Source organism: Microcoleus harperi Pol14_C6, assembly GCF_036701295.1.
GTDB lineage: Bacteria > Cyanobacteriota > Cyanobacteriia > Cyanobacteriales > Microcoleaceae > Microcoleus.
This window is the reverse complement of sequence record NZ_JAUBQN010000040.1, coordinates 1-19,665: the sequence shown is the minus strand read 5'-3', so window position 1 is coordinate 19,665 and position 19,665 is coordinate 1. Positions and strand designations below refer to the sequence as shown.

Below are 19,665 nucleotides of genomic sequence, written 5' to 3'. Positions count from 1 at the left end.
ACAAACAAAATCGGCCTTCGCCAGACTGAATAAATCTCTCATGTTTTCAAGAATAGTATTATCTAATTTTAAACAGTATCCATTTGCCTTCTTGCTCTACTATTTCTCCGTCAATATTTGGGTGCCAATCAGTACGAGTCAGGATATAATCGGCATGATATTTTCTGGCTACTTTGACTAAATCCGCACTGCTGCGTCGGATAAAAAAGTCATTTCCTCCCCAAATCATTTGCGGGTTTAAGGGAACCCCTAAAACAGCTTCCATGCGATTTTGCCATTCTTTAATGCCTTTTTCGGTAAAGGGAAAGTTCTTGAAGTTGACGACAATCGCTCTGTCGGAGAAAAACTGGAAACTGGTAACTGAGGGTGGAACTAATACGAGTACATCGCGGCTGCTAATTTGCGAAAAACGCACAGCTAATCTGCTTAAGTCGTCCCTGGGAACGGCATTGATATTAACTCTTGTTTGAAATACATTTAATATTGGTTTGGGCAGAATTCCTGCTATTCCAAAAACTAAGGTGGTAGTAGTTATTAAGGCTAATGTGTGAGTTAGAGTCTGTTTTATAGATGTAGCTAGGGATGTTTCTTCTAAAATGAATGGGAAGGCGAGGATTGAGAAAAGCACTGGGATGCTAATTATTCGATCGCCAATTATTTCCCACGAGTCAGTCACCGGATATATCAAGCTAAAAATTACCGTTGCTGCTGCTAAAATCCACAACAATATATTATATCGTTTGGGAAATAAGTAATTTTTTGTTTGCCACACTGATAATACTAGGAAAATTATACCCCGAAAAGGCAAAGTTAGTACAGCTAACAGCAACAAGCTAACAGCTATTTGTTTGTCTCTGTAAAGTCTATCTACCGTCAAAGCCACAGCAATAAATATAATTAATTGAGCAAAAGGTACGGTTCTAGCTAACTGTAGTTTGGCGATAAAAGCCAAAGGGTAAACTTCGACAAAGACGTAATTTAGAAAGAGTGCAAAAATTGATGTGCCAACAATTACATAAAAATTAATCTTGTCTTCTTTTGGCAATAAATCGGAATTTTTGATGCACAGCAACCCACCCATTATGAAACATATAAAGTTGAACCAATTCCCGACATCCCAATTTGACGGGAGGATGTGGTGGGGGTTGCGGACTTTCGCATGAATGTAGACAAACTCGGCGTTGTCGATAGTGTGAGTGCTGGTAGTACCTGTTAATAACATCGGTACGTAAACGATACTTGCCATTGCTGCTAAAAGTGCGATCGCCAAAATCAGTGTTTTAAACTTCCGCTGTCTTACAGATTCAATAAATAAAACGGGAACCATCATCAATCCCGGCAATAAACCAACTAAAAATTGCAGCAGACAACCCAGTCCAAAAAAGAAATATCCGGTCAGCCATTTCTGGCGCAAACTAAAGTAAATTCCCCAGATGGCGAAACCCATTGCGAAGGTACTGGGTACTGATTTTGTGGAAAATATCAGGGTGTTACCAACATCTGTAAATGAAGCGGCTATACATAAAAAAGCCATCGCTGCGGCGGGCAGTTTGGAATTAGTATAGATATTGAGAATTGCGTAGCAAGCTAGGATAAATGAACCGAAGGCTAGGAATTGATAAATAAAGTGCGCTAGGGGAATGCTTGTTCCTAAGTTGGCGAGCAAATAGATAATATAATAATAGTAATATCTCGGATTAAACTTAACCATTTCCTGAACGTAATAGTCATTTTTGTATAGTTCAGGATTTAACATAAATTGAATTGGCGGCACTTCGGGAAAGTTGCCTCCAATCGGAAAAATATAGCCAGTTGCCATCAGGGAACCGATGATGACAAAAGTATACAGAGATAGATTAAAATACCAGTGGGATTTTTGATGTTTTTGCATTGACGGTTCAACTTACCTACTGACAGCCAAATTGTTAATCTCCAGTTGGCATTGGTTTGTTAAATCCTGTTTGCTGCTACTCAATACCTCAAGCAGCAGATAAATGGGATTTTTGCCCTCAACTAATAGATTTAAGCCGATCGCACTTTTTTGACTGTAAGCCATCTCTGCTGAGTCTACTAATTTACCTTGCTTGTCCCACAAAGTCAAGCGCAGGGCAATTCCCGGGCATTGTTTGTTAGGTAAATTGAGTTGGCCGATAACTTTCGCTTTGTCTGAGATGGAACCTAAATACAGGAAAGATGTATCGAGTTTCTTGCTGTTTTTAATTGGATGAGTTACAATATTATACAGGTTATCCGATTCTTGACTGACTGAATAATTGGCACTTGTGTAGATTGATTGATGCAAACTAATCCAATCTAACTGCGTGCCCGGTCGATCGACTATTTGCCGCTGCATCGCCTCCAGAGTCCTAACTGCCGTTGCTGTATCAGTCGGCCGCATCCTCCGGTAAACGCTGACAGTCACGCCGTTTTCTAGCTTAAACTGTTCCGGTAGCAATTGGAAATCGCGGGCAATTTCCCAGTTTTGAGTAAAGGCATCGTACACAACTTTAACAACATCTTGTTCGTGCGATCGCAAAACTTGTTCGTCAGTCGGTAACACCTGCTGAAAAGGTACAGCAACCACCGCATATTGGGCCTGCAACAACTCCGGTAGCGGGTAAGTATCGCGCGAGTCAATTTGCGGCCTCCCAATGGTATTTAATTTCCACCAACCCTCCGGCGGGTTTAATTTTCGGTTAGCTTGTCTGAGAATGTTAGCATTGAAATTGTTAGAAGCACCGACAATATAAATCGGTTCTTCGTTGGGTGCTAATTTTCGCAGAAACTCCACTAATTTTACAACTTCGTCGTAGTCCGATCGCACTAACGGCGGAAAATTACCCACAAACAGTCTTGGCAAATCAATTTTGAGAGGAATTAACCCGACTGCGGCATTCAAAACCAGGTACAAACCCGCCGCGCCCAGCATCAAATACCGGACTTTTCCCTTGAGTGTCAGCCAAGTTGTCCAGAAAAATGTTGACAATCCCAAAAGTGCGATCGGTGTAATATGAATTGTATAGTGCAAGTAGCCGTAACGCAACACTAACAGCCATTCAATCAGCGACAAAACCCCAAACAATGAAACAAAAATAGCCGCCGCCGGAACCAGCATTCGAGTGAGAATTCCTGCAGAAAAACCAATCAGTACCAGCAGCCAAGTTCCCAAACCGTAAAAATCCGCATAACGAGTTAAAATATCATTTACAGGCAAACTCCAAGCGACATACAAATTGCGGTAGTCAACCGTCAGAGCACTGCGAGTAAAATCTCCCGCTACCAACATTAAAATAGTCAAGCTAGTGGCAGCTATCAATCCCAATTTAACAGCGGATTCAAACAAGCTTCTGTAGGCAAACGGCCCTGTTGCGTCCTTGTCTTTTGGAGACGACAACGAAGTTTTTTTACGGTATATTAGTACAATAAACTCGATGAAAGCCTGTAAAGTCGCTGCACCAAAAAATGCGATCGCACTATAAGCAAAATGACGCCGCAACAGAATCGACGCCGCCAGCAAAAACCCAATTAACGGGATTTTCCACCAAGATTTCAGCTTAACATCCTGCAAATAAACCCAAATTGCCAAGGCTACAAACACACAGCCGCCAGTATCCAGATATCCCCGCAGAGTCGGTATCCAACTCATCGGAATTAATAAACTCAGCAGCACAGTTGACCAAAACACCCGGCGGGGATAAACTGGAATTAGCTTTGCAGAAATTGCCCCCAGCAACAGGCGAAACGGCAGCACATAAATCAGGGATACGCTCAGAATGTAACTCAGCCGAGACTCGCCAAATAAGAGAATAAACGGCACTAACGGCAGAGAAATTAACAGGTTTTTTTCCTTAGATAGCGATTCTATAACTCCGCGCCATGCTTTATCGGGCGAGTCTCGAAATAAATTTGCCGTGTTGACTGTAGCGGTGTTGTAGCCCGCGTAATCCCACCAATAGAAAGTATGTTCGCTGGATACATAGATTGATGTTACTGCAACTGTTATAAGAACAAGTAGAAACAGGAAAAAACCATCAATTATAAATTTTCTAGGCCATTTAAAAAAAACAAAATTCAATAATCCCATCACTCTCGCAGCCCTAAATAACTTCTAAACTTCCTCTTTCTCTATTCCTTCGCGCCCTTTGCGCCTTCGCGGTTCGTTAACTTACTTTAAAACAGTACGTTGCAAAAAACCTTCCAACTTTTCTGCATATTGCCGATTGGCGATCGCACTTGGATGAAGGTCATGAGGTAAATTATTATTGGCAGGTATTTTCAAATCAACCGAAATATCCGCCGTAGCAATTCCCTCCTGACTTAACTCCTGCAACATCTTAGCAGAACCGCTATTAATTCCCACCACAACTAACTTAACACCATTAGCCTCAGCCACACGGTTAAACTCTTCAATAATTGCCTTAGAAACCTCGTGACTTTTGTACAATCCCTCTTCAAATTGATTGTAATTAACCTCCAAAAAATGGCTTAATGCAGAAACCCGCATCAGCGGGAACTCGTGATATTCAAGTTTTGCCATCTTGTAGGTAAAATTATTTTTTCCATTCAGCCTAGCATCAGGCTGCAACAGAATACCGAGTTTATTCCAAGCAGCCATTTGCTTTCTTCTCGCCCTTAACAAAGTATTGCGGCGGTCGTGAAAACCCGCATAAGCAATCACCGCAATTTTGGGTTTATTTCCTTGTTTGAGTGCTTCTTTGAATTGAATCAACGAGTGCAGCGTGCCGTAGCCGTTAACGCCAAAATTAACTATTTCATATTTGGGTAATTTCTCTTGCAGCAACCAAGCATAAGTTTCGCTATCATTCAATGACCAACCGTAGGTAAAAGAACAGCCAAATATCCAAATTTCTGGCTTTTTTGAGGAGGAATTGTAAGTATTGAGGGGATGTGTTATTCTGAGACTATTATCGAGGTGGGTTGCATTAAATGAGTAATTGCCGTTAAGTGTCACCTTGAATTTCCCCGGCAAATGTTTGTAGCCGAGTTCCGAGTCTTTAGTGAAAAAGTTACCTTTTGGTTCGACGGCGACATCAACATTTTCTATTTGCCAGGGTTTGTATCCCGCAACTCGCAAGACAATTTCAGCGGTGGTTGTGGATAAAAAGATTGGAAAAATTAGATATGTTATTAATCTGAAAATAAAGGTTTTAATAAAAGTTTTTTTCATAATTTAGCGTAGGGGCGGGTTTTACAAACAATATTTGAGGTTCACCAACAATTTAGATAAACCCGCCCCCACACAGCCGATAATCTAGATTAACCTGATGTTCGAGATACTCCAAAAAAATGTAGATTCCGATTATTCGTTGGGCGGGGGCGGGTTTATTATATAGTTGGTTTTACGCCGATATGGTTGGTGAAACCCGCCCCTACAGGCCATTGTAGGGGCGGATTTCACAACTATCTATGTCTAAAACAAACAATCTCGTAAACCCGCCCAACCGAGCGATTAATTTCTAATAACCAGGCTCCTCCTCGTACTCAGGAGTCTTAGTCTTCTCAGGGATATTCACCCGAGGAGCCTGGTAAGGCTTCGGCGCCTCATCGTCAGCCCAAGCATCAGCCTCCACATCATCGTCGTACTCGTACTGCACCACCGGCTGCTTGGGGCGAGAACTCTCAGAGCGAGTGTACTGCGGCTTCTCCTCGTACTCCTCCTCATAATCGTCCTCCTCGCCGCCCCAATTATCCTCTTCGTAATCCTCGTAATCGTCGATTATTGGCTCAGGCTGCTGTGCCTGTACAGCGCGCATCGGCTGGCGCACCGCAGGCCGATTCCACTCTAAATCCTCATCCCAAGGAACTTCCTCCACCGCAGGCGCAGCTACCCGGCTCCGCATTTCCGGTGCAGGTATCCGCACGCCCGGGCCCAATTGATTTCCCGTAGCCACGGGTTTCGGATAATAACCTGCCTCGTCCTCTTCTCGTTCCCAAGGTGCTTGGCCCAAACCAACGCGCTCCAGCAAACCCACACTAAGCTGCCTGAGCCTTTCCTCGGAACCTTCAAACACAATCAAGCGATTCGGGCCGCTGCTGACAATTTCTTCAATCCCCAACTCGTAAGTGCTGAGAACTTGGTCGGGGATTTGGGGGATTCCCAGAGAAGCGATAATTATAGAAACTAATTTACCGTCTTCGGGGTCGAACCTAAAGCCCCGCACCCTACCTAAAAGTTCGCCAGTTTCGGTAATAACTTCGCTGTTAATCAAAATGCTGTAGACTTCAACATCAACATCGTCTTCGATCGCGCTCTCATCTTCCACCAACAGCACGTCGCCGATTTCGCTGACATTGCTGAGGAACATAAACTTCGGCATTCCAGCGACCGCAAATATATTATCACGCAGACCGATCGCCACAACTTCCCGCCGATCGATGTCCACCCACAATTGACTAACCACCCCCAAGCGTTTACCTCTGTCGCGGGTGATGACCTGAGTGCCTAGAATGTCGGAGCGTTGGCAGATTTGTTCGGATGTCATTCTAACTTTAATCCTGATTTATTAAGTACATATATCACTCAACACGAGCGTTAACATAAACTCCGGGACTACAACTTCAGTCCTATGACTTGAGTATAAGCTCCCCGTGCTTGAGTAACACCAATTGTACGCTCAGCCGATTGAATCATAGGTCGCCGCAAACTCACAACAATAAACTGGGCTTGTTCCGACTGTCGTTTTATCATTCTAGCCAATCGCTCCACATTTGCCCCATCCAGAAACATATCCACTTCATCAAAAGCGTAAAACGTAGACGGGCGGTAGCGTTGCAGCGCAAAAATAAAACTCAGCGCCGTCAAGGACTTTTCGCCTCCAGACATGGAAGCCAGCCGCTGTACGGGTTTGCCCTTCGGGTGAGCCACCAAATTCAAGCCACTGCTGAAGGGGTCTTCTTGGTCATCTAGCTGGAGATAGCCATCGCCTTCGGAAAGTTCCGCAAAGATAGTCTGAAAGTTCTCGTTAACCGCGTCGAAAGCTTCCTTAAAAGCGCGCCGCCTGAGGGTTGTAAAGTTTTCGATTCTCAACAGCAGTTCAGTGCGTTCTCCTTCCAATGTCGTCAATTTTTGACTCAATTCTTGAAGGCGTTCTTGAGTGCGGTTGTACTCTTCCAAGGCTAGCATATTGACTGGTTCTAAAGCTTGAATGCGTTTGGCGATCGCCTTTACTTCTTGCTGCAATTCCGTCAAATTGGCTTTCTCGACATTTTCAGGAATCGACGGCACGGGGTCGGGCATTTCCGCCCGCTGCGCTTCCAATAGAGTGCGGACGGAGGCTAATTGTTCCCGGCGTTCTTGCTGGGTTTCGTGCAGTTTTTGCAACTGCCATTGTAACTGCTGTTTGGCTAAATGCTTCTCTCGCAATTGAGATTCCGCCCGATCGCGCTCTCCTTTCTGCACGCCCAATTTTTCCTCAATTTCCCCCAAAGCCGCCTTAGCTGCTGCAATTTGTCCATCGAGTTCTAACTGCTGCGAAACAATGCGATCGATCGCCTCCGCCCCCGCGTTTTGCTGCACTTGCCATTCCTGCAATTTCTCGCTGCCTTCCTTAATTTTGTCTTCCAAACGCCCGAATTGATTTTCCAAGTCTACAAGGCGCTGCTGGACGTTTCTCAGAGCCAATTCTCGCTCTTGCAGTTGCGCTTCAAGAGCGCGCAAACTCGATTGCATTTGCTGCCATTCGCTGTGACTGTTCGACTCTTCCAACTGCGCCAAAGTTTGGCGGTACTGCTGCAATTGAGTTTCCTGTGCGGGCAATTCTCGTTCCAGCAACTGCAATCTCGATCGCGAATTAGTTAATTCCTGTGTATTTTTCGCAATTTGCGATCGCACTTGTTCCTGTTGCGCTTGCAAATTCTTAATTTCAGAATCCAACTGTTCCAAGCGCAACTGATGTTCGCGCAAATTTTGTTTCGCTTCCATCAATTCTTGGCTGCGAGTTTTGACTGCAACAGAAGCGCGATCGATCGCAATTTTGCACCGTTCCAAAATCCGCTCAATTTCCTCCAACCTTTCTTGCAGAGATGCGATCGTCCGCGCTTCACTAGCAGCCTCACTAGCCTCAACCGTGCCAAAATGCAAGGTAGATCTGTTAGTTGAACTTCCCCCAGTCATCGCCCCGCTAGTTTCCAAAATTTCCCCGTCCAAAGTGACAATTCGGTACTGTCCCAAATAGCGGCGGGCGTCGCTGAGGTTGCTAAACACAACCGTACTGCCAAAAACGTAAGCAAAAATTTCTTGATACCGCGAATCGCAATCAATCAAATTAACAGCCGCATCCACAAATCCAGCCGCGCGCCGCAAATTTTCATTCACCGAATACCTGCCGCCCCTAATCTTATTCAAAGGCAAAAACGTCATCCTTCCCGCCCGTTTTTGTTTCAACAATTCGATCGCAGCAGCAGCAACGCTGTCATCTTCCACCACCATATTTCCCATGCGCGCGCCCGCCGCAATTTCCAGCGCCAACTGATAGCGCGGTTCCACCCTGCCGAGTTGAGCCACCAAGCCGCAAACTCCGCCAATTCCGCTTTGCGCGACAATTTTTGCCGTAAACGTTCCCGTCGCTTCTTGCAGTGCTTGAAACTGCACTTCTAGTTTGTCTAATTTGCGCTGTCTTTCCCGCTGTTCTTCCAACAAACGAGTTTGAGTTTCCTGTTGCAGTTGCAATTCTTGTTCGGCTTCGACTAAAATCTGATTCAGCGATTCTACTTGCAAAGATGCCACGCCTTTGGTTTCCACCAGGCGAGATTGCTGCTCTTTTTTCGCTGCAATTTCCTGTTCCAATACTTGCAGCGATTGGTTTTGTTCTTGAATTTGACTTTGCAGGCGATCGGCTCTTTCGCCAATGGTAGCTTGTTCTGTACGCTGCGGTTCCAAAGTTTGTTGAATTGTTTCGATTTGGCGGTGCAGTTCCGTCTGCTGCTGTACCCAAACTTCTGCCGTCGAAGCGATCGCATTTGCAACTTCCCGACTTTCATCTAAACTTTGCTGGGCGGCATCCCGCTGTTCCTGCAAAATTCCTATTTGAGACTTAACATAAGATATTTCAATCTCAATTTGCTCCAAACTTTGGCGGAATTGCCGAACTTCTTCCTCGGTTTGTGCTATGTTAGCAGCCATTTGCCCAGCAGTTTTTTCCAAATCCTGTTTGCGGTTTTGCAGTTGCCGCCGTTCCGCTTCCTGAGTTGCAATCGTCGCTTGCAAAGCCAACAATTCCGACTCTCCCAAAGCTTTAACGCGGGCATTCAGCGCATCAAGTTCGGCGTTTGCTGCTTGAATTTGGGTGCTAATTGCTTGCAGTTGTTCGGTGAGAGATGCCGAAGTGCGATCGCCCGTTTCGATTTGTTCTCGCAGTTTCCATTCTTGCTGCTGCAATTGCCGGAATTTCAGCACAATTTCCCATTGCGACTTTTCTTGAAATTCCGCCCGCAATTTTTGATATTTTTCCGCTTTTGTGCGATCGGAAGCAAGTCTATCGCGCTGAGAAATCAGCTCTTTTTCTACAATCCGGCTGCGTTCTTCCACCTCCTTAACTTCATCCAACTTCTGCCTAGCTAAAGAGATTTTGCGATCGAACTGAGCCACGCCCGCTAATTCGTCAATGATTTCTCTGCGTTCCTTAGAATTCATCGAAATAATGCTCGTAACGTCTCCTTGCAGCACGACGTTATAGCCTTCGGGATAAATTCGCAAGCGGTTGAGTTGTTCGTGAAGTTGTGTCAGCGTGCAAGGTTGGCCGTTAATGTAATAAGTTGAAGTGTAAGTACCTTGGCGAGTTACCCGAAGTTTGCGCGTCACACTCCACTCATCCGATTTTGGATTTTCGATTTTGGATTTTCGATTGGTAGCGAGTAGTTGCCCGTTGTTGTCTTGAGTTGCTGCGATTTCAATCTCTTCTACGTCTTCAACAGATAACTCTTCGGATTTTGGATTTTGGATTTTGGATTTTCGATTGGCAGATGATTGTCCGTTGTTGTCTAGAGTTTCGGCAGTTTCTATCCCTTCGACTTCTTCAACAGATAGAGGCGATTTTCGATTGGCAGGTGATGGGCCGTTGTTGTCTTGAGTTTCGACAATTTCTATCCCTTCGACTTCCTCTGCTTCAACAGATAACTCATCTGCTGCATTTTCCTCCTCATCTTCATCCCGGGCGAACCATTCCTCCCCCACATCTTCCAGCGCAAAAGTCGCAGTCACGCTAGCTTCGATCGTACCGCGTTTGTTTTGGGCGCTGTTCACCAAATCCGGCAAACGTTCAGCCCGCATTCCCTTGGAACTCGAAAGTCCGAGACAAAACAGCAAAGCGTCGAGGATGTTGGACTTCCCAGAACCGTTGGGCCCGGAAACCACAGTAAAACCGGGCAGCACGGGAATGGCCGTCGTGCCGCCAAAAGATTTAAAGTTCGTCAGTTCGATCCGTTTAATGTGAACCATATGCTAGGAGTAGCTTTGGCTCTAGGTTGTTGTCACAGGGTAGCACAGGCAATGGGGCGATCGACAATCTATAAACTTTCACCCATTGTCGATCGAACCGATATCTTACACCTTTGTCAACAACCGAGTTGCATTTTACTTCAAAAGCTCGTTGACAAAAGTACAATACCTCCGACCCGAGCGAGCGCTACAAATTAACGTAAATTTTGATACAGATAACTCCATGAAACTCGATCGACATTATTTGTGGGATTAAAGATGAAAGCCATACCCAGAGAGGATTTCAGCAAATATAATTCCCGCAATTCCTAATGTTACCCCTAGACATATAAAAACTTTCCGGTAAAATCGAACCAAAATTAATAATGTATAAAGTAACGAAGCGCATTATGGAGGGCAAACCCATTACACCAGCTCAGAACTCATCTAACGTGCCAGCTTCACCTGAAAGCGACCAACAAGTATTGCAAATTTGGGGTCGCCAGCCCCTTAAAGGACACGTCAAAATCAGCGGCGCCAAAAACTCGGCCTTAGTCGTCATGGCAGGAGCCCTGCTATGCCCAGAGGATTGCCGTCTCCGCAACGTTCCTGGTCTAGTCGATGTCGCCCGCATGGGACAAATTCTCTCGGCTGTAGGAGTCAAATTACAACAGCACGGCGACGTTTTAGACATCAACGCCAGCAACCTCATAGACGCTCAAGCCCCCTACGAATTAGTCAGCCAACTGCGGGCGAGCTTCTTCATCATCGGCCCACTGCTAGCGCGTTTGGGATTTGCCAAAGTGCCCTTGCCCGGTGGGTGCGCCATCGGTGCCCGACCCGTTGAACTTCACGTTCGCGGTCTGCAAGCCCTAGGTGCCGAAGTCCACATCGACCACGGCACGGTTCACGCTTACGTCAAGGGGCCCAACCGCCGCCTGAAAGGAGCCAAAATTTATTTGGACTACCCCAGCGTCGGCGCAACTGAAACTTTGATGATGGCGGCGACTCTGGCTGAAGGAGAAACCGTGATTGAAAATGCGGCTCAAGAGCCGGAAGTCGCTGATTTGGCGAATTTCTGCCGCGCAATGGGAGCTAAAATTCAAGGCGCTGGCACGAATACGATCGTCATTTCGGGAGTTCCCAAGCTGCACGCGGTAGACTATTCAATTATTCCCGATCGCATTGAAGCCGGAACATTTTTAGTAGCAGGAGCCATCACTCACTCCGAAATCAGTTTGTCGCCGGTAATTCCCGACCACCTGACGGCAGTCATTGCCAAATTGAAGACTATTGGGGCGAAAATTATTGCAGAATCCCCCGACATTTTGCGGATAGTTCCCGGCAAAACTCACTCGGCCACAGACATAGAAACTCTGCCTTACCCCGGTTTCCCCACAGATATGCAAGCTCAGTTTATGGCTTTGCTGACGCTGAGCGAAGGCGACAGCTTGATCAAAGAAACCGTGTTTGAGAATCGCTTGCGCCACGTAGCAGAACTCAACCGCATGGGCGCCGACATTCGCCTGAAAGGCAATGTAGCGATTGTGCGCGGAGTGTCGCGGCTGTCGGGTGCGCCGGTAGTGGCAACAGATTTGCGGGCTTCGGCGGCGTTAGTGTTAGCGGGACTTGCAGCCGATGGTGTCACAACCATCAGCAGCTTGCAGCACTTAGACCGCGGCTATGAGCAGTTAGAAGTGAAACTGCAAAAATTGGGAGCTAAGTTGCGGCGCGTCAAAGAGGGAACAGACCCGGCGACTGCTGAGGCTCCTGTCAATCCCGTGCGATCGGGTTTAAAGTAGTCAGAAGGAAGAAGGAAGAAGGAAGAAGGAAGAAGGAAGAGGAAAAAAGGAAGAAGCAAAAGACTTCCCTGTTTGGCCAATTCCCCATTCCCCATTCCCCATTCCCCATTCCCCATTCCCCATTCCCAACTGACTAAAATGTCGAACATACCCCTCATCGGTTTAAAAGCAGACCAGTTTCGCCACCCGCTAGACTTGGAAGCTACCAGCACTCTCAAACAACTGCCCGGCCTGGATTTGATCGTGCGGCAGTTGCTGGGACAACTTGGCGAACAGTTTTTTATGCTGGAAAATCTGGCTTCCAGCGTCCAAGTCGGCGAAAATCAATTGCCCCACCTGCATCAATTGCTGTTGGATGCCTGCCAAACTCTGGATTTGGAGCCGCCGCAGCTTTATGTCCGCCAGCATCCGATGCCGAATGCTTACACCTTTGCGATGCGGGGAAAACAGCCTTTTGTGGTGATGCACACTTCTCTGATTGATTTGCTCACAGATGAGGAAGTTAAGGCAGTAATTGCTCACGAGTTGGGGCATTTGAAGTGCGAGCACGGAGTTTACCTGACTCTGGCTAATTTAATTGTGTTGGCCGCAGGGCAAATTTCGCCTGTGGGAGCCGTGCTCGCGCAGGGTTTGCAGGCGCAAATGTTGGAATGGTTGCGGTGTGCGGAATTTACGTGCGATCGCGCCGCCTTGCTCGCGACTCAAGACCCAAGAGTGGTAGCATCACTGTTGATGAAACTGGCCGGAGGTTCGCCGACTTTAGCTCCGAAACTGAATGTCGATGCGTTTTTGGCGCAGGCGCGGGCCTACGACGACCTCAGCACCACTCAACTGGGAGAAATGCTCAAACAAGCTCAGACGGCTCAGTTGTCTCATCCTGTACCAGTATTGCGCGCCAGAGAGATCGATCGCTGGGCAAGTTCAAAAGATTATGAATCTCTTGTGCAAAATCGATCGGTGTATTATGATGCTGAAACCCACAAAAAGGGCGGGTGGCGAAATTGGTAGACGCATCAGACTCAAAATCTGACACCGAAAGGTATGAGAGTTCGATTCTCTCCCCGCCCATTACTAGAAAAGATGGTGATGTATTAATAAAGAAGTCTGTGAGCAGCCCTCAACTGGGAGAAATGCTCAAACAAGCTCAGACGGCTCAGTTGTCCCATCCTGTAACAGTATTGCGCGCCAGAGAGATCGATCGCTGGGCAAGTTCAAAAGATTGTGAATCTCTTGTGCAAAATCGATCGGTGTGTTATGATGGTGAAACCCAAAAGGGCGGGTGGCGAAATTGGTAGACGCATCAGACTCAAAATCTGACACCGAAAGGTATGAGAGTTCGATTCTCTCCCCGCCCACTACTAGAAAAGCTAGTGATCTTTTAATAAAGAACTGTGTGCTAGGTAGCCAAGTATCTCCAAGTGCATCTCTCATCACTTGATATCGCTTGCTGGTGGCTGTGGTTGGTAGCCGAGTATTTTCCGAACTTCAGTTGAAATAACTCATGACCAACCGCACTATTACTTTCGTCTGCTTTTTTATGTAATAAAAACAGAAAAAGATGAGTAAGGAGGCAAGCAATATACCTTCTGTGGATTTAGCTATGGTTCCAGGCACAGTTTATATCCAAGATTGTGTCTGGAACCAGTTAAGTAAAATGTATACTCTGGATTTAGCCACAGGTAAAGCAACCTTCATCGGTGAGATCGTTACAGAAGTTTATGATATTGCCTTTGTTGATTCACAACTCTATGGTATGGAGCGAGAACGAGTTCGATACAATGCTCGTTACTACTGACTTCGCACCACTGAAAGAAGAGAAAGATGTTACGTTTGATTACGAAAAAAAAAATTATCTACCCTTCTAGATAGATTAATAGTCATCTCCGGATCAGTCAAACTGACCACCAATTCTAGCAGATGCTGAGTTTATCAGCACTAACGGAAATACCGTCACCAGCAACCTAGATTATGAGTTCTTAACAGTTTTGCCAAACAAGTCTAATAGCATATATCACATTAAGTGATTACCAAAAACTGAATGTAGATGCGTTTTTGGCGCAGGCGCGATCCTACGACGACCTCAGCAGCACTCAACTCGGAGATATGCTCAAACAAGCTCAGACGGCTCAGTTGTCCCATCCTGTACCAGTATTGCGCGCCAGAGAGATCGATCGCTGGGCAAGTTTAAAAGATTATGAATCTTTGCTAGGAGCCAATCGATCGGTCTGTTATTATGATGAAACCAAAAAGGGCGGGTGGCGAAATTGGTAGACGCATCAGACTCAAAATCTGACACCGAAAGGTATGAGAGTTCGATTCTCTCCCCGCCCACTGCGAGGAAAGCTAGTGATGTCTTAATAAAGGACTCTGTGCTAAATAGCCAAGCAGTTCCCACTGCATCTCTAATCACTTTATCTCGCACTCGCTGGTGGCTCTCGTTGCTAGCCGAGTATTTTCCCCAAATCAGTTGAAATAACTGATGACCAACCGCACTATTACTTTCATCTGCTTTTTTATGTAATAAAAACAGAAAAAGATGAGTAATCAGGCAAGCAATATATCTTCTTTGGATTTAGCTATGGTTCCAGGGACAGTGTATATCCAAGATTGTGTCTCAAATCAGTTAAGTAAACTGTATACTCTTGATTTAGCCACAGGTAAAGCAACATTCATCGGTGAGATCGTTACAGAACTGTATGAGATTGCCTTTGTTGATTCACAACTCTATGGCATCGATCGAGAAGGCGGCACAACGCAGCTCGTAAAAATTGACATCAAAACGGGCGATACGATTGTCATTGGGGATACGGGCTTTGCTACAGCCGGCTTGGCTTATAATCCCCAACGTCAAACCCTTTATGCCAGCACAGCTAAACAACTGATTGCCCTGGATATCAAAACAGGAAAAGGTACACCAGTAGCTACAGTAGCTAATAAAGACTACAACTGTGGCGAAATTGCCTTTGATAGCAATGGCATAGCATATATCACATTAATTGGTTACGAAAAGAAGAAATTACTTGCTAGATGCAATCTCGATACTAGCGAAGTTAAAACTATTGGTGATACCGGATTTCCTGGTATTGGCAGTATGGAATTTGTTGGCAATGTCCTTTATGGCGTTACCGGCAGATTTTTTAATTTGGGAAAAGACGGTCAATTAATCCGCATTAATACCCAGACAGGTAAAGGCACATTAGTGGCTCAAACCAAGCCTAGCGGTCGTTGGGCAGGAATAGCGGTTTATCAACCAGCAGCAGAAGCGATCGCAACCATCACTCCAAAAGTTAACACGGAAGCTACACAAGCGGCAAAAACAACTACTACAACTAGGGAGGCAACTATGAAACTGTTAACGATTGATACAAAAGAAAACTGTTACCTTATCAATACCGATCAGATGAATAACTTGCAACAAAATGTTGCTAAGTCTCTGACATTAGACAAAGGAACTTTTGACATCCAAATTACCAGTGGTAGCTACAGTTATAGTGCCGATACCGTCGGTGAGCCTTTTGTTTTTCTCTGGATTTATGGACTTGATGGCAGTACCTTTATCAACACAAAAACAGGTGTTGAGACAGGTGGAACTTGGGCAACTTTAAACGGCTATAACGACAAATTGCAGTTTGATATCAAAGAAAAAGCTGTAGTCTGTGCTTTATTCTTTGATATTTATAGTGCTGATAATCAAGGACAAGTCACTGTTTCAATCACTGGCAATCAACAGAATCCCCAAACTTTAACCGTTGATAGCAAGACAAACTGCTATCCGCTTGATAGCAATTCTCTCTCAAATCTTAAAAAAGCCAATGCTAATTCAATCGAGTTAGCCCCTGGGAACTATCGCGTCAAGATTCGGGAAAGCAATGCCACTTATGGAGCCGAAGCAAAAAATTTCCAATTAGAACCTTGGGCGTTACTCTTGATTCAAGGGGGAAAATTTATCTCCAAGTTGACAGGAATTGAACTTAGCGAAAGTTGGTGTTCCTTAAATGGCTTCAAAGATGACGTTATTTTTGAAGTCAAAGAAAAAACAACCATCTCCGGCTTCTTTTTTGATACCTACATAGAAGATAACCAAGGGCAAGTTGTTTTAGAAATCAACAACATCAGTGATGTAGAAGTAGACCAAGAAAAGGCAAAACAAAAACCTGGTACGGGCAGCAGTGGCAGCACTGTTAGTACGGGCAGCAGCGGCAGCACTGTTAGTACGGGCAGCAGCGGCAGCACTGTTAGTATGGGCAGCAGCGGCAGCACTGTTAGTGTAGTGAGTAGTGGTAGCCCAACTAGCTCTAGTAGTACAGCAGTTACGTCTGGTGGTGGTACAACTAGCTCTGGTGGTATACCAGTTACCACTGGTGGTACAACTAGCTCGGGGACTGAAAATATCGATATTAGCAGTGGATTTAACTTCAGTTTTGACCAAGCTCAGATGGAACAAATGTGGCAGCAAATGGCAGCCCAAATCAATACTTCCATCACAGTAACAGATGACCCGAACGATAAAAAAGAAGCTTATTGGGACAATTTGGAAAAATGGCTGCTTAAAGGCTATCAAACTCAAGCTAAAGACTTAGGGATGAAGGTAGCACGGCTGGAGTTTATGCTTAAGACTCTTACCCAACAAATGGAAGTTAGTTTTAATCAGAATTTCCACAATTGGTCGGGGTACTTCAACAAAAATCTCAACGACTTATTTATTTCCCGAATCCCCCGCATTGTTAGTGAGCAGGTGAATTTAAGAATCTCTGAACAAACCCAAGAGATTAAAAACTTAGTGCTGCAACAAATGCAAACCGAACTCAATGAGCGTGTTGAGTCCGTCGTTAATCTCAAAGTGTCTAATCAGACTCAAGAAGTTAAGAACCTCGTAGTTCAGCAAATGCAAACTGAACTTGAGCAACGGATTGAGAATGTAGTTAACATCAAAATTGCCAATCAATCTACAGAGATTAATACTCAGGTAATTAATCAAATGTCGGCTGATATTGATGAGCGCATTAGTAACTCCGTTAATGTCCAAATCGCCAATCAATCTCAAGAAATCACTAATCAGGTAATTCAGCAACTCCAACATACTATTGATCAGCGTGTTGAGAATGTGGTGAGCATCAAGATTTCCGATCAAACCCAGAATGTGAAGAATCTGGTGATTCAGCAGATGCAAACTTACATCGATCAACGCATCGATAATGTCGTGAACCTGAAAGTGTCTAATCTATCTCAAGATATTAACACTCAAATTGTTCAGCAAATTCAACACGACATGGATCAGCGGATTAATGCGGTAGTTAATCTCAAAATTGCTGACCAAAGCCAAAACATTAAAAATCTGGTCATTCAGCAGATTGAATCTAACATGGATCAACGCATCAATACGGTTGTTAATCAATCTAGCAATCACAACGTGCAGTTAGTGACTAATAATATTGTCAACGATCTTGACAATCGCATTAATACTAGCTTGGATAACAAGATTCTCAACTTCCGTAATGATGTCTCTACGATCGTCAATCAGGAGCTGAACCAAAACTTCACGCAGAACCTCAAGAATACGATTTTTGCAGAATTGAAACAGCAACAATTCTACCTGGATATGAACTTGATAAAGTCCGAAGTTGAGAACTTCTACTCTAATCTTGCACAGTTTGAGAGTCAGTTCTATTTACGCATTGAACAAGGGGACACTCAACTGTATAATTGGACGCTGGAACAACTTATTGCTCTCCAAGGTTGCTTAACAGATCGTCAGGCGTTAGTCGATATGTTTGAATCTTTCGCCACTAAACTCAAAGACGAATTAGAGAATGCTGAATGCGTTCGTCCCGATCGTTTTTCTTCTTGGGTAAGAACAGATATGCGGTCACAATTTCAACCTACTCAACCTCCGCAATTACCACAACGTTAATCAGTAGGTAGACATATATTGGGTGTCCGAAGAAAGGAACGAAGCAATCCCAAAGCACAAGCGAATTGCTTCGTTCCTCTATTCGGACATGATGGTATTGATTTATGTTTACCGCCCACTGCTAAAAAAGCTTAATAAATCTAGGGTTCCAGGTATGCCACCGGGAACCCTAATTTATATGGCATGGGGAATCGGGCATGGGTAATTGGTAACAACAGTCAACAGTCAACAGTCAACAGTCAACAGATTTTATGGGTGAAATCGCCGCTTTAGGCGCTGCATTTGTCTGGGCCTTATCTTCCATAATATGGCAGCGAGTAGGACAGCAAATCCCCGCAGTGGTGCTCAACTTGCTCAAAGGCGCGATCGCCCTTTTCATGCTCCTTGCCACTGTACTAATTTTAGGCAAACCCTTAGCCGCAATCAACCCTAATATTTTAGCAATGCTGCTGATTAGTGGCGGCCTAGGAATTGGCATCGGAGACACCGCTTTCTTTATTGTATTAAAATATTTAGGCGCGAGGCGAACGCTGCTTTTAGAAACCCTATCTCCCCCTTTAACAGCTTTATTGGGCTTAATATTTTTGCAAGAAAAGTTATCGCCCATTGCTTGTACTGGCATCCTTTTAACAATCTGTGGCGTAGCGTGGGTAATTGCCGAACGAACAGCCGAAACAACCTTATCATCAAAACATCTTTGGCAGGGATTAGGTATTAGTTTATTAGGACAAACAAGCCACGCCGCTGGAGCAATTTTATCCCGCGCCGCCTTCACTCAAATAGATATCGATCCCCTGTGGACAGCCGCCTTGCGTTTGAGCGGCGGCATGGCAGTCATGCTGTGCTTTTTGAAGCCCACAAACCTTGACAGTTTCAAACAATTAAAATCCTCAAAAATGTTAGGTGCAATAATTCTGGCCGCTTTTTTAGGAACCTATCTCGGGATTTCCCTGCAACAGACTTCACTGAAATATGCACCCGCAGCAATCGCTCAAACACTCAGTTCTACCAGTCCCCTATTTATACTGCCTTTAGCGGTGCTGGCGCGTGAAAAAGTGAGCATTCGGGCTGTTTTGGGGGTAGTTGGTGCGATCGGCGGAATCGCCTTATTATTGGGTTTGAAGTGATGAGTTTTTAGACAAAAGTGTTGCGTATAGATAAACACTCAAAAAATAGGCATAACTTGTTCTTTCTGAATCTAATAACTTATATTATCTAATCTGACAAGTTATATTTTCACTAAAGGAATGCCGATCGCCCTTTGGGATTCGGGATGGCAAAGGCGATCGAGCTTTGAGAAGTCTTCATAAATACCGATAATTTGAAAGAGCGCACTTTCGCGATTGTCTAAGTGTTTGCACTTAGACAATCACTCGGTAATTTAATACTAGACTACCTATTGTTAGCATAAAACTAAAAGACAGCAGAGGTTTATTTATGTCAATACTCCGGACAGTTTTTAAATAGGGATGCTTACGCAATAAAGCACAGAAGCGAAAAAACTGAGTGCTATCTGA

The 19,665-nt window shown here is 44.9% G+C and carries 13 protein-coding genes and 3 tRNA genes; 10 read left to right on the top strand and 6 right to left on the bottom strand.

Annotated elements, in window-relative coordinates; genetic code table 11:
• Window positions 1-58 precede the first annotated feature (58 nt).
• From QUA27_RS22155 to smc, 5 genes are all read right to left on the bottom strand, one after another.
• The gene (locus QUA27_RS22155; RefSeq protein WP_333070540.1) at window positions 59-1,891 is read right to left on the bottom strand and encodes a DUF6798 domain-containing protein; all 1,833 of its coding nucleotides are present in this window, start codon (window positions 1,889-1,891) and stop codon (window positions 59-61) included.
• A gap of 12 nt (window positions 1,892-1,903) precedes the next feature.
• Window positions 1,904-4,084, bottom strand: a complete 2,181-nt coding sequence (locus QUA27_RS22150) for a hypothetical protein (RefSeq protein ID WP_333070539.1) — start codon at window positions 4,082-4,084, stop codon at window positions 1,904-1,906.
• A gap of 81 nt (window positions 4,085-4,165) precedes the next feature.
• On the bottom strand, window positions 4,166-5,188 hold the full coding sequence (locus QUA27_RS22145) for an SGNH/GDSL hydrolase family protein (RefSeq protein WP_333070537.1): 1,023 nt from the start codon (window positions 5,186-5,188) through the stop codon (window positions 4,166-4,168).
• A 289-nt stretch (window positions 5,189-5,477) separates the two neighbouring features.
• Complete coding sequence (locus QUA27_RS22140) at window positions 5,478-6,503, bottom strand: PRC-barrel domain-containing protein (protein ID WP_333070536.1); 1,026 nt, start codon at window positions 6,501-6,503, stop codon at window positions 5,478-5,480.
• A gap of 68 nt (window positions 6,504-6,571) precedes the next feature.
• Window positions 6,572-10,456 (bottom strand): chromosome segregation protein SMC, encoded by a 3,885-nt coding sequence (gene smc / locus QUA27_RS22135; RefSeq protein WP_333070535.1) that lies wholly within the window; start codon window positions 10,454-10,456, stop codon window positions 6,572-6,574.
• 365 nt (window positions 10,457-10,821) lie between these two features.
• On the opposite strand from smc, the gene murA reads away from it, so the two are divergent.
• From murA to QUA27_RS22085, 10 genes are all read left to right on the top strand, one after another.
• Window positions 10,822-12,237 carry a UDP-N-acetylglucosamine 1-carboxyvinyltransferase gene (murA, locus tag QUA27_RS22130; protein ID WP_333070534.1) on the top strand — a complete coding sequence of 472 codons (1,416 nt, stop codon included), beginning with the start codon at window positions 10,822-10,824 and terminating at the stop codon, window positions 12,235-12,237.
• Window positions 12,238-12,375: 138 nt separating this feature from the next.
• On the top strand, window positions 12,376-13,245 hold the full coding sequence (locus QUA27_RS22125; RefSeq protein ID WP_333070533.1) for a M48 family metallopeptidase: 870 nt from the start codon (window positions 12,376-12,378) through the stop codon (window positions 13,243-13,245).
• A tRNA-Leu gene (locus tag QUA27_RS22120) sits at window positions 13,224-13,305 on the top strand. The genes QUA27_RS22125 and QUA27_RS22120 overlap by 22 nt, the downstream gene beginning before the upstream one ends.
• Before the next feature lie 38 nt (window positions 13,306-13,343).
• Complete coding sequence (locus tag QUA27_RS22115; RefSeq protein ID WP_333070532.1) at window positions 13,344-13,532, top strand: hypothetical protein; 189 nt, start codon at window positions 13,344-13,346, stop codon at window positions 13,530-13,532.
• A tRNA-Leu gene (locus QUA27_RS22110) sits at window positions 13,511-13,592 on the top strand. The genes QUA27_RS22115 and QUA27_RS22110 overlap by 22 nt, the downstream gene beginning before the upstream one ends.
• Window positions 13,593-13,795: 203 nt before the next feature.
• On the top strand, window positions 13,796-14,032 hold the full coding sequence (locus QUA27_RS22105) for a hypothetical protein (RefSeq protein ID WP_333070530.1): 237 nt from the start codon (window positions 13,796-13,798) through the stop codon (window positions 14,030-14,032).
• 257 nt (window positions 14,033-14,289) lie between these two features.
• Complete coding sequence (locus QUA27_RS22100; protein WP_333070528.1) at window positions 14,290-14,508, top strand: M48 family metalloprotease; 219 nt, start codon at window positions 14,290-14,292, stop codon at window positions 14,506-14,508.
• Window positions 14,487-14,568: transfer RNA gene (locus QUA27_RS22095), tRNA-Leu, on the top strand. The genes QUA27_RS22100 and QUA27_RS22095 overlap by 22 nt, the downstream gene beginning before the upstream one ends.
• A 205-nt stretch (window positions 14,569-14,773) precedes the next feature.
• On the top strand, window positions 14,774-18,148 hold the full coding sequence (locus QUA27_RS22090) for a hypothetical protein (RefSeq protein ID WP_333070525.1): 3,375 nt from the start codon (window positions 14,774-14,776) through the stop codon (window positions 18,146-18,148).
• Window positions 18,149-18,399: 251 nt separating this feature from the next.
• A complete protein-coding gene (locus QUA27_RS22085) occupies window positions 18,400-19,275 on the top strand; it encodes a DMT family transporter (protein WP_333070523.1) in 876 nt (291 codons plus the stop codon).
• A 101-nt stretch (window positions 19,276-19,376) separates the two neighbouring features.
• Here QUA27_RS22085 and QUA27_RS22080 read toward each other — a convergent pair whose 3' ends face one another.
• Window positions 19,377-19,517 (bottom strand): hypothetical protein, encoded by a 141-nt coding sequence (locus tag QUA27_RS22080; RefSeq protein WP_333070521.1) that lies wholly within the window; start codon window positions 19,515-19,517, stop codon window positions 19,377-19,379.
• Between the last annotated feature and the right edge of the window lie 148 nt (window positions 19,518-19,665).

Coding starts and splice junctions, on each gene's coding strand:
- QUA27_RS22150 (WP_333070539.1), bottom strand. CDS start 4,084: ATGGGATTATTGAATTTTGTTTTTTTTAAATGGCCTAGAAAATTTATA.
- murA (WP_333070534.1), top strand. CDS start 10,822: ATGTATAAAGTAACGAAGCGCATTATGGAGGGCAAACCCATTACACCA.
- QUA27_RS22105 (WP_333070530.1), top strand. CDS start 13,796: ATGAGTAAGGAGGCAAGCAATATACCTTCTGTGGATTTAGCTATGGTT.
- QUA27_RS22140 (WP_333070536.1), bottom strand. CDS start 6,503: ATGACATCCGAACAAATCTGCCAACGCTCCGACATTCTAGGCACTCAG.
- QUA27_RS22125 (WP_333070533.1), top strand. CDS start 12,376: ATGTCGAACATACCCCTCATCGGTTTAAAAGCAGACCAGTTTCGCCAC.
- QUA27_RS22145 (WP_333070537.1), bottom strand. CDS start 5,188: ATGAAAAAAACTTTTATTAAAACCTTTATTTTCAGATTAATAACATAT.
- QUA27_RS22085 (WP_333070523.1), top strand. CDS start 18,400: ATGGGTGAAATCGCCGCTTTAGGCGCTGCATTTGTCTGGGCCTTATCT.
- QUA27_RS22090 (WP_333070525.1), top strand. CDS start 14,774: ATGAGTAATCAGGCAAGCAATATATCTTCTTTGGATTTAGCTATGGTT.
- smc (WP_333070535.1), bottom strand. CDS start 10,456: ATGGTTCACATTAAACGGATCGAACTGACGAACTTTAAATCTTTTGGC.
- QUA27_RS22155 (WP_333070540.1), bottom strand. CDS start 1,891: ATGCAAAAACATCAAAAATCCCACTGGTATTTTAATCTATCTCTGTAT.